The sequence below is a fragment of the Butyrivibrio sp. genome (assembly GCF_024699075.1).
In genome coordinates, this window is sequence record NZ_JAILQF010000344.1 from 1 (window position 1) to 9,244 (window position 9,244).

At 37.2% G+C, this 9,244-nt stretch carries 9 protein-coding genes; 7 read left to right on the plus strand and 2 right to left on the minus strand.

Annotated features, from left to right (window positions below):
• The first annotated feature begins 345 nt into the window (after positions 1–345).
• The 3 genes from fliW to K6G87_RS13925 all read left to right on the plus strand — a co-directional run bounded on the left by fliW (position 346) and on the right by K6G87_RS13925 (position 1,847).
• Positions 346–813, plus strand: a complete 468-nt coding sequence (fliW, locus tag K6G87_RS13915) for a flagellar assembly protein FliW (protein WP_296838514.1) — start codon at positions 346–348, stop codon at positions 811–813.
• 223 nt (positions 814–1,036) lie between these two features.
• A complete protein-coding gene (gene csrA, locus K6G87_RS13920; RefSeq protein WP_073388619.1) occupies positions 1,037–1,258 on the plus strand; it encodes a carbon storage regulator CsrA in 222 nt (73 codons plus the stop codon).
• 94 nt (positions 1,259–1,352) lie between these two features.
• Positions 1,353–1,847 (plus strand): gamma carbonic anhydrase family protein, encoded by a 495-nt coding sequence (locus K6G87_RS13925; protein WP_296838518.1) that lies wholly within the window; start codon positions 1,353–1,355, stop codon positions 1,845–1,847.
• A 154-nt stretch (positions 1,848–2,001) separates the two neighbouring features.
• Here the strand turns inward: K6G87_RS13925 and K6G87_RS13930 are convergent, their stop codons facing one another.
• Entirely contained in the window at positions 2,002–2,472 is a 471-nt protein-coding gene (locus K6G87_RS13930; protein WP_296838519.1) for a DUF2798 domain-containing protein, read from the minus strand.
• A gap of 351 nt (positions 2,473–2,823) precedes the next feature.
• Here K6G87_RS13930 and K6G87_RS13935 point away from each other — a divergent pair, with 351 nt between their 5' ends.
• Together K6G87_RS13935 and glf are read left to right on the plus strand one after the other, a co-directional pair.
• The gene (locus K6G87_RS13935) at positions 2,824–4,587 is read left to right on the plus strand and encodes a glycerophosphodiester phosphodiesterase family protein (RefSeq protein ID WP_296838522.1); all 1,764 of its coding nucleotides are present in this window, start codon (positions 2,824–2,826) and stop codon (positions 4,585–4,587) included.
• Between the two features lie 174 nt (positions 4,588–4,761).
• A complete protein-coding gene (glf, locus tag K6G87_RS13940; RefSeq protein ID WP_296838525.1) occupies positions 4,762–6,000 on the plus strand; it encodes a UDP-galactopyranose mutase in 1,239 nt (412 codons plus the stop codon).
• Positions 6,001–6,138: 138 nt separating this feature from the next.
• Here glf and fliD read toward each other — a convergent pair whose 3' ends face one another.
• The gene (gene fliD / locus K6G87_RS13945) at positions 6,139–7,437 is read right to left on the minus strand and encodes a flagellar filament capping protein FliD (protein ID WP_296838527.1); all 1,299 of its coding nucleotides are present in this window, start codon (positions 7,435–7,437) and stop codon (positions 6,139–6,141) included.
• Between the two features lie 385 nt (positions 7,438–7,822).
• Between fliD and K6G87_RS13950 the strand changes: the two genes are divergently transcribed.
• The gene (locus K6G87_RS13950; protein ID WP_296838530.1) at positions 7,823–8,323 is read left to right on the plus strand and encodes an ATP-binding cassette domain-containing protein; all 501 of its coding nucleotides are present in this window, start codon (positions 7,823–7,825) and stop codon (positions 8,321–8,323) included.
• A 221-nt stretch (positions 8,324–8,544) separates the two neighbouring features.
• The gene (locus K6G87_RS13955) at positions 8,545–8,823 is read left to right on the plus strand and encodes an ATP-binding cassette domain-containing protein (protein ID WP_330669868.1); all 279 of its coding nucleotides are present in this window, start codon (positions 8,545–8,547) and stop codon (positions 8,821–8,823) included.
• The last annotated feature ends 421 nt before the right edge of the window (positions 8,824–9,244 follow it).

Consider the following 9,244-nt stretch of genomic DNA (forward strand, 5'->3'; position numbering starts at 1 on the left):
AACCTTTCTACAGCTGAGCTTATATACCAGGCATCACTTATGGCTACAAGTAAGATCATGAAAGAATCACTTATGAACTATATTTAAAATATATATAGTAAAGATATACGAAATATAAAAATTCGTATATAGAAATGCTAAAGCGTTAAGCACTATGTAAATAAGCTAATATATTTTGCAAAAAGGGGTTATGAATAGCTGTAAATAAACCGAAATAGGTTTTGAATTAGTATAAATTGTATTTTTTTACTATTAATATTTCTCAAAAACAGCGTGATAGTAGAAAAGTGTTTATAACTCTTTTCTCTCGGCCAAAGGTAAGGCCTGACGAAAGTGGAGGAAATCATGAAACTAACAACAAAAATTTTCGGTGAAACTGAAATCAGTGATGACAAGATACTTGTATTTCCAAAGGGAATCATTGGTTTCCCAGATCTGACTCGCTTCGCGCTTATGTATGATGTTGAAAAGGGAAGTCACAATATTCAGTGGCTTCAGTCTCTTGACGAACCTGCGTTCGCGATGCCTGTAATGGACCCTCTTCATGTTCAGGAAGATTATAATCCTGAAGTTGAGGATGAAGTACTTGAGGATGTAAAACCTATCACGGATGAAAATATGCTTGTTCTTGTAACATTAACTGTGCCCCATGATCTTACAAAGATGACAGCTAATATGAAGGGACCATTTATCATCAATGCTGATACAAGAAAAGGATGCCAGGTTATACTTGATGATGATAAATATCAGATCAAATTTCCAATATATGACATTCTCAAGAAGATGAAAGAAAAGAATGAGAAAAAGGCTTAAAATGCAGGCTTACTGATATTTTTCTGGATTTTTATGACAAAAAACATTGCACAGGATGTCTGCCCGTGTTAAGATTAAGCGGGTATGGGAAAAGTGGATTATAATTATTCACTACCTGATTTGTGTATTTTTCTTCACAGATCGTTTCCATTAGCATTACAGCTTGCAGTGTGGAAGCAATTATTTATCAAGAAAAAAGTCAGAGGTCATGGAGGGACGTCATATGTTAGCATTATCCAGAAAAAAGAACGAAGCTATTATCGTAAACAACAATATAGAAATAACTGTTCTCGAGATCCGTGGAGACCAGGTTAAACTTGGAATTGCAGCACCTAAGGAAATTCCGATCTATCGTCAGGAAGTATATGCACAGATTCAGGCAGAAAATAAAAAGGCTACTGAAACTGCAGGTGCTAACCTTGATGAGCTCAATAAACTCATCTGAAAATTGTAATACTTTAGCTGTTGCCTGTATGGCAGCAGCTTTTTTATAGTATCAAAAGTATACAATTAGTATTTATATAAGATGAGGTTGGATTATGAAAGAACCGGTAATAGATAAAAGGGCGTATATTGCAGAATCTGCTGATATATGTGGGAATGTAACGATTGGCCCTATGTGCAGCGTATGGAACCATGCTACTATAAGAGCCGACAGAGACTCTATTACAATAAAAGAGGGATCCAACATCCAGGACAATGCTGTTATACATGAGGAAGAAGGACTTCCTGTTACTATCGGTAAATACGTAACTGTTGGACATAGCGCTATTGTTCATGGATCATTTGTAGACGATTATTCTCTTATAGGCATGCATGCAACTATCATGAACGGCTGCCATATAGGTAAAAACTGCATCATAGGCGCAGGAGCTCTCCTTACGGAAAATACAGTTATTCCTGATGATAGCCTGGTACTAGGCATGCCTGCCAAAGTAGTTAAGAAGGTATCACCCGAGCAAAAAGCCCACTTTAAAGATAATGCAATGCGCTATGTAGAAGAAGCTATGAAGCTTATTGATAGTAGCAATTAAAGCTTTTAAAAGGTATATTATAATAAAACCCTGGCCTCCTTCATGATGCTGAAAGAGACCAGGTTTTTAAGACAAGAAAATCCTTTATAACTTCCTGAGGCATAAAATAGCAGGGAAAGTAGCATATTTTGTATGCTAAGTTTGAACAGCGATATTATTCTGCCTTTGTTTTATTGAAGATATGTCCGAATAAAAAGCGGACTACAGGACCTGCTACAAAGATCTGCCATAAAAGTGCCATTGGGAAATTGGTTATTGTAAGCTGAATCCATTTAGCGATTATCTGGCTGTCTATTCCCTTGAAAAGACATGTAGCTACAAGGCTCATAAGAGGGCACATGCATACTACTGTCATGGCAGAGATTGCAAGAACTATCATAAATGGCTTGTCCTGGCCCGGTGTTACGATCTTAAAAGCCATCTTCTGTGCAAGTCTTCCTGCAATGAGAGATTCAATAATAAATCCAACTACGCACATAATAGGAAGCTCAAATAAAGCGATGAAGAATACATCGTTAGTAAGAACTCCTCTGTCTAATGTGATGTTGTATACGACCATTCCGTATACCATTACGATCACCATCATGATTGTGAATATTACGTTTTCAAGTTTTGTCTGTGGCATAATTTCCTCCTAAAAATACGTGTGTGTACTTATGCTTATTGCCAAATAAGCATAAAAAAAACACCGATAAAACCAATGATCACCTGCATATAACTTTCGCGGGGGACGGTTTATCAATGTCTCGCTACCATTTTCATCTAAATATTAAATTTACGTCGGAAGGTATATTATCACATGAAAATTAAAAAGTCAATCAATCTTTTTTTAGGGAGTATAATGATGGCTCTAAGTATCAAAAACATGTATTCCTGACTTCATATAGACAATCCATGTTTTTGGCTACATGTGCAAAGCCTGCATGCAAGGTTTATAATATGTATAGAAGCTTGAGCTTCGGAAAAGAGGGCTAATATGCAGATTGGAATAATGGGAACAGGTACAACTGCTGATTATATTGCGCAGGTGGTATCAAAGAGTAAGGAGTTTGATCTGACATGTATATATGATGTGCAAATTGATGAAGCTGAGAAATTTGCTCAAAAATATCATGTTGGAACAGTGACATTTGATACGGATGTAGTTGCAGGAAGCTGTGACGTTGTATATATTTCTGCAGAGAATAAATGTAGGGAAGAACTCGTTAGAAAGATGCTTGATCAGGACAAGCATGTTTTTTGCCAGGCACCAATTTCCTGGTCAGTAAAGACTGCAGAAGAATTATATGATCTTGCTACTGAAAAAGGCCTCGTCCTTATGGAAACAACAGGTAGTCTTTATACTCCGGGATTTGCTAGACTTGCAGAAGTTCTTAAAAGCGGAGTTATCGGAAATATCATGGATATAGAAGTATCTTTTTCCAGACTTATCCCAACTAATCAAAAAGAGCATGCATTCCCTGAAGGGGGAAGCTTTGAAACGTTCGGCAATTTTGTTCTTGCGCCTGTATTAAGACTTCTTGGAACAGATTATAAAGATATTTATATTAATGCTGTATACGGATTAAATGGAATTGATACATATACCAAGGTTACACTAAAGTACGATCACTCACAGGCTACAGTTAAGACTGCAACAGCGGTTATGAGCGATGATGCGCTTACGATCACAGGTTCTATGGGATGCATAAATGTAGAATCTCCCTGGTATCTTATGCGCAAGTTTACGATCAAAGCTTATGATGATAAGAACAATGATACGATCTACTGTGATTGCAATGGCAACGGATATTCATATGATCTTACAGAGTTCAGGAGAAGGGTGGTTACTATTGGAAGGAACCATCTGACTGATCATATGTCAGAGAACAATTATGAAGAGGTTAAAAGCCAGGTTCAGTGCCTTGAACCTTTCACTCTTCTTACAACCAAGGAAAGCCTTGCTGCTACAGGTATTATAGAAAGGTTCATAGCTCAGAGGCACAGGCCCGGTGAAAGAAAAGACGTAAAGATATGGGCTCACAGGGGATGCAGTATGGCTTATCCTGAGAATACGCTTGAAGCTTTTGAGGCAGCAGCCAAGATCCCCGGAATAACCGGAATAGAGACAGATGTTCAGCTCTCCAAAGACGGGGAAGTTGTCGTATTCCATGATGAGCACACTGGCAGAGTTACAGATGGAACCAGATATATTAAGGATTATACGTTAAAAGAACTCAAGATGCTTCATATCCAGTCAGGAGATGGTAACACAACTACTATTCCGACTTTAAGGCAGATGCTCGAACTTTTAAAGCCTTATTGTGAGAATAATGGTCTTCTTATAAATATAGAACTTAAAACAAGCATTGTAAGATATCCCGGAATTGAGCAGAAGGTTCTTGATATTGTTCATGAATTTGGTATGGAAAAATACATAGTATATTCTTCATTCCTTGCAGACTCAATAAAGCTTATCAAAAAGCTTCTTCCATCTGCAAGTACAGGAATGCTTTCAGGGACTATGGAAGGATGCATACAAGGCGCCATATATGCAAATGCAGATGCACTTCATCCCTGGATTGGCGGTATGAATGCAAGGGGCGAAGGAAAGCTGGCTGGAGCTCCTGTACGTGCCTGGAATATGGAAGAGCCTTTCTATCATGACGGAAGGATCTTAAAAGAAAAAGATATGGGTAAATACTCAGAGTTTGGAGTTACTGATATAATTACCAATGTACCTGAGATCTACCTTAAGTAAGAAATCCTTTAAAAATAATCAAAAGTCTGATATCATAAATTCTGTTGTCGGTAAATTTTAGTTAATATTTCGTAGACAGAGAATATAATTGTTCAAAATGGTTATAACTCTATTTATGAAAATAAAACTAAAAGCATTCCGGTGACAGAATTTATTATTTCAGGGGAGAATATTATGAATTACGATTATCTTGTTGTAGGTGCAGGACTTTATGGATGTGTATTCGCACATGAAGCTGCAAAAGCAGGTAAAAAGTGCCTGGTAATTGATAAAAGAGATACTATTGCCGGTAATGTTCATACCAGCGAGGTCATGGGAATTCAGGTTCATGATTATGGTGCTCATATTTTCCATACATCAGATGAAGAAGTATGGCAGTATGTTCAGAAGTTTGCACATTTCAACAATTATGTGAATTCTCCGATTGCTGTTTATAAGGATGAGCTTTACAACCTTCCTTTTAACATGAATACTTTTTCCAAAATGTGGGGAATAAGAACTCCTGAAGAGGCTCAGAATATTATTGGTAAGCAGAGCCGTGAGGCTGTTGTAGAAATACTCAAAAAGCGTGGAGTAGCAGATCCAACTGATTATGATATCAGCAATTTCGAGGCTGATAATCTTGAAGAGCAGGGATTATCTCTTGCAGGTAAGGATGTATTTGAAAAGCTTGTAAAGGGATATACAGAGAAGCAGTGGGGCAGAAGCTGCAGTGAACTTCCTTCCTTCATAATCAAGCGCCTTCCATTCAGATTTATATATGACAACAATTATTTCAATGATCCTTATCAGGGAATTCCTGTAGGCGGTTATACAGCTATGTGCGAGAGACTTCTTGGTATGCGTGATGACATGGGTGGTCAGATCTGCGGAATCCAGGCCTATAACAATATCACAGTACAGCTATCTACAGATTTCTTTGAATATGTAGATATGAAGAAGCAAAGACCTGGTAAAGAGGTAACAGCTAATAATGGCGATACCTTTGCAAAGGTTGTTTATACCGGAATGATCGATGAGTTCTTTGATTATGAACTTGGAAATCTTGAGTACCGTTCTCTTAGATTTGAGACAACCAACCTTCCTGAAGTTGATAATTATCAGGGCAATGCTGTTGTTAACTATACAGAAAGAGAAGTTCCTTATACAAGGATAATAGAGCATAAGCACTTTGAATTTGGAAAAGGAAGAGGAACTGTTATTACCAAGGAATATCCGGCAGAATGGAAGCCTGGTGAAGAGCCTTACTATCCGATGAACAATGATAAGAACAATGCAATATTTGCAAGATACCAGAGTAAGGCTGCAAGCTGGTCTCAGATCATATTTGGAGGCCGTCTTGGTCAGTACAAGTATTTCAATATGGATCAGGTCGTAAGACAGGCTCTTGATGCTGTTAAGGCACAGGGATAATAATAAAATACAAAACTGGGGCTATTTGGATAAATATTCTTTTTCCAAATAGCCCCATATTCTTATGTTGTTCAAATTTGAAATATAACTGTAAATTTTCTTTTTACAGTATTCATTTTAGCGGTAATTATTATTGTATTAGCAGTAGTTATTGAACATCATTCCTGAGTATTCGCTGGTCACATAAGGATTAGCATATTCGTGCCCAGGATTTTTATAGTTAACTATAGGTCTTTGTGTGAACTTCATTGGGTCAAGCATTATTTCTTTACTTATATCCTTAAGATTTTCTGCAAATTCTTTGGCAGGATTCATGAGCGTTGTAGAATCGTCTGAGTCTTGCTGCAACTTTCTTAAAGATTCCTCATTAAGTTCAATGTGCCCGCTTTCAAGCTGACTTATTCCAATAGATTCAAGACTTGTTTTGTGCTGCGAAGCCACGGCTTTGACAGATGCCTGCATTTTGGATCTTGCCTGAATGTTGTCACTTGATCTGGATATGGAATCAAGGAAGTTATTGTAACTTGAAACAAGATTCTTTACATTCTCTACAAGGGCTTCGTTGTCTGATTTAACCCCAATATGTATAGGTTCACTATCTGTAGTTGTATCTTTAAGTTCAAGCTCATATACGGAAGCAACCGTAAAATGATTGGACAAGGAAGTATGGGTATCTTCTCCTATGGTGAACTGGGCTGTTTCGGCTTCTTTAGTTGTCTTATCAATGCCAAAGTATGGAACTATGCCATGACGAGGGCTGTTAAGAGCATCACGGATATCGAACTGCTTGTTTTGCCCTTGTTGGAGTGTATTGGTTGAAGCCTTGATCTCTATGGCATTTTCACCATTATCATTACTTATAACTTCTGCTTCAAGGGCTACACCGGCCTTGTTTATAAGTTTTGAAATCCTTTGCTGAAGTTCAAGGTTTGTATCATTTTCGCCGATAGAGAATTGGAATTCAAAATTCTGCTCCCCAATACGGGCATCAAAGAAGTAGCTTCCTTCTTCTAGGGATGTCTTTGTATTTGGAAGGAAATTGCCGGTATTGACCTGGTTTTGTGCCAGTCTTTCAACGCTTATATCAAATGAAGGAGGATTGTCTGCAGCAGAGCCTATATATGTTGCTGATACAGCATCATTATTGGAAGAAAAGGCAACTTTGTTGCTGAAATCACTACTTTCGCCTTCTCCTTTGAGCATAGCAAGATCACCCTGCAATTTGCGCGCAGATTCTTTGAACGCAATAGCAGTTTCCTCATTAACACTATCCTGTTTCAGAAGATAAAGAGGGGAATCTTTATTAATACGGACAATCGATTTATAGATATCTTTAAGCTCATCTTTTTTATGAGAATCAGCTTTAGTAATATCTTTCGATGCATATGACGTTAGAAAATGGTTATATATACCATTTGACGTTATATTATTAGCCATATATGATGCCCTCCTTTCTTCCATGATTGATGCAAGGTAGATTGGTTACAATCTTCAGCTTTGATCATTACTCTTGCTGATACGTCTCGCTCGTCCTTAAGCGATTTCCTTGCAGGGCATGCCATTTGTGGCAAATTAATCTATTTATACTTAATATGATACTATCATAAAAAACATTATTAATCAACTAAATTTCGTGAAAAATGACAAATTTTTAATATTTTTAATTATTTGATAACGGTATTACGTGCGTTTTGCCCTTCATCAAAAGTACGAAAACAGGGCCTGAATGTGCATAAAATAAAGCCCTTTGTATAATATTCACATTCACTTTATAATAGTATATAAAGAGCGGTTAATTTTTTTCGGAGTTCTGCCGAGGAGGTTGATAAGGAACGGAAGCAAGGTAGCGATCCTCGGCGGAAATGGAGCCGGCAAGACGACCTTGCTTGAACTAATCAAAAAGAGAGACGGCGTATACGTTGTTCCGGGAGCCAAGATAGGATATGCCAGGCAGAATATGTCCCAGATCGATCTTTCGAAGACAGTTCTGGAAAATGTCCGAAGAGTCAGCATCCAAAGCGAGAGCATATCAAGAATTGTTTTGGCACGTCTTCTTTTATCAGAAAGAGATATGAACAAAAAGGCATCGGAGCTTTCTGACGGAGAGCGAATGAAGCTGTCGTTTGCCATGCTCTTTGTATCAGATGTTAACCTCCTTATACTGGATGAGCCTACTAATTATCTGGACATCCCATCTGTCGAAGCTTTAGAGAAAATGTTGGTGGAGTATGAAGGAACCCTAATATTTACTTCGCACGATAAAGTGTTCGTGGACAGAATAGCTACGGATAGGCTTTATATTGGCGACGGGAAGATAAAATAGAAATTAATACTGTTTATAACATTCCTTGAAGCTCTTATAACGTTTTCCTTACAGAGTGGTGTCATATCTATAATGAAAAGAAAATAATAGATGCAATATAAAAACTGCGGTGTAAATAGCCACTATAAATGGCAACTTACATCGCAGTTTTTTGTCAAAAGTAAAGGATTTATTTCCTTACTCATTCAGACTTCAGTTACGATAAAATAGAGACAATTCGCATGAAATTGAAGCTAAATCCCGATATTGATGTTATAGAAGAAAATGGTGCGACACTGTCCGGTGGCGAAAAGAAAAAACTGTTCATGATGAAATGCATGATGGAATCTAATGCTTCGCTTGTTATTCTGGATGAGATCGATGCAGGACTGGATGTTGAAACTAAGGCACTACTTAAGAATCTGGAAAAAGAACTACTAAGTGATCCTACTAAAATAGTCATTAAGATATCTCATATTGATAGTGATGAAGCGGGATTTGATCAGATCATTAATTTGTAAAAGGTTAAGATTTCCATATATCATGCTCCAGAATTTAATAGAACGATTTATAAGTTTGGCAATGATTTATATATCACAGCCCCTGAATAGGATTTGGGAATGCTGGTTCGTATATGTGAGAAGTCTGCTTGTATACAATAAGCATTATACTTCAAAAAACTGTAGAATAGCCATTTTCACTATGCTTTTACGCATTTTAAGCCGCTTATCCTGAAAATTGTGCAATTCGTCGGATTTTGAATAGGAATAAGGTGTAAGGTAGTACAATGCTGTTTAAGCGGTATATCGTAGAAGTTTTTAAATTTAGGTGAAATGAAGAAGGATAATAATCAGATGTATGAGAATAATTTAGTAATGAACCAAAATACCAGACATAATAAGACTAAGGAGAATCCTATAAATGTATCTTATTGTTGTTTGA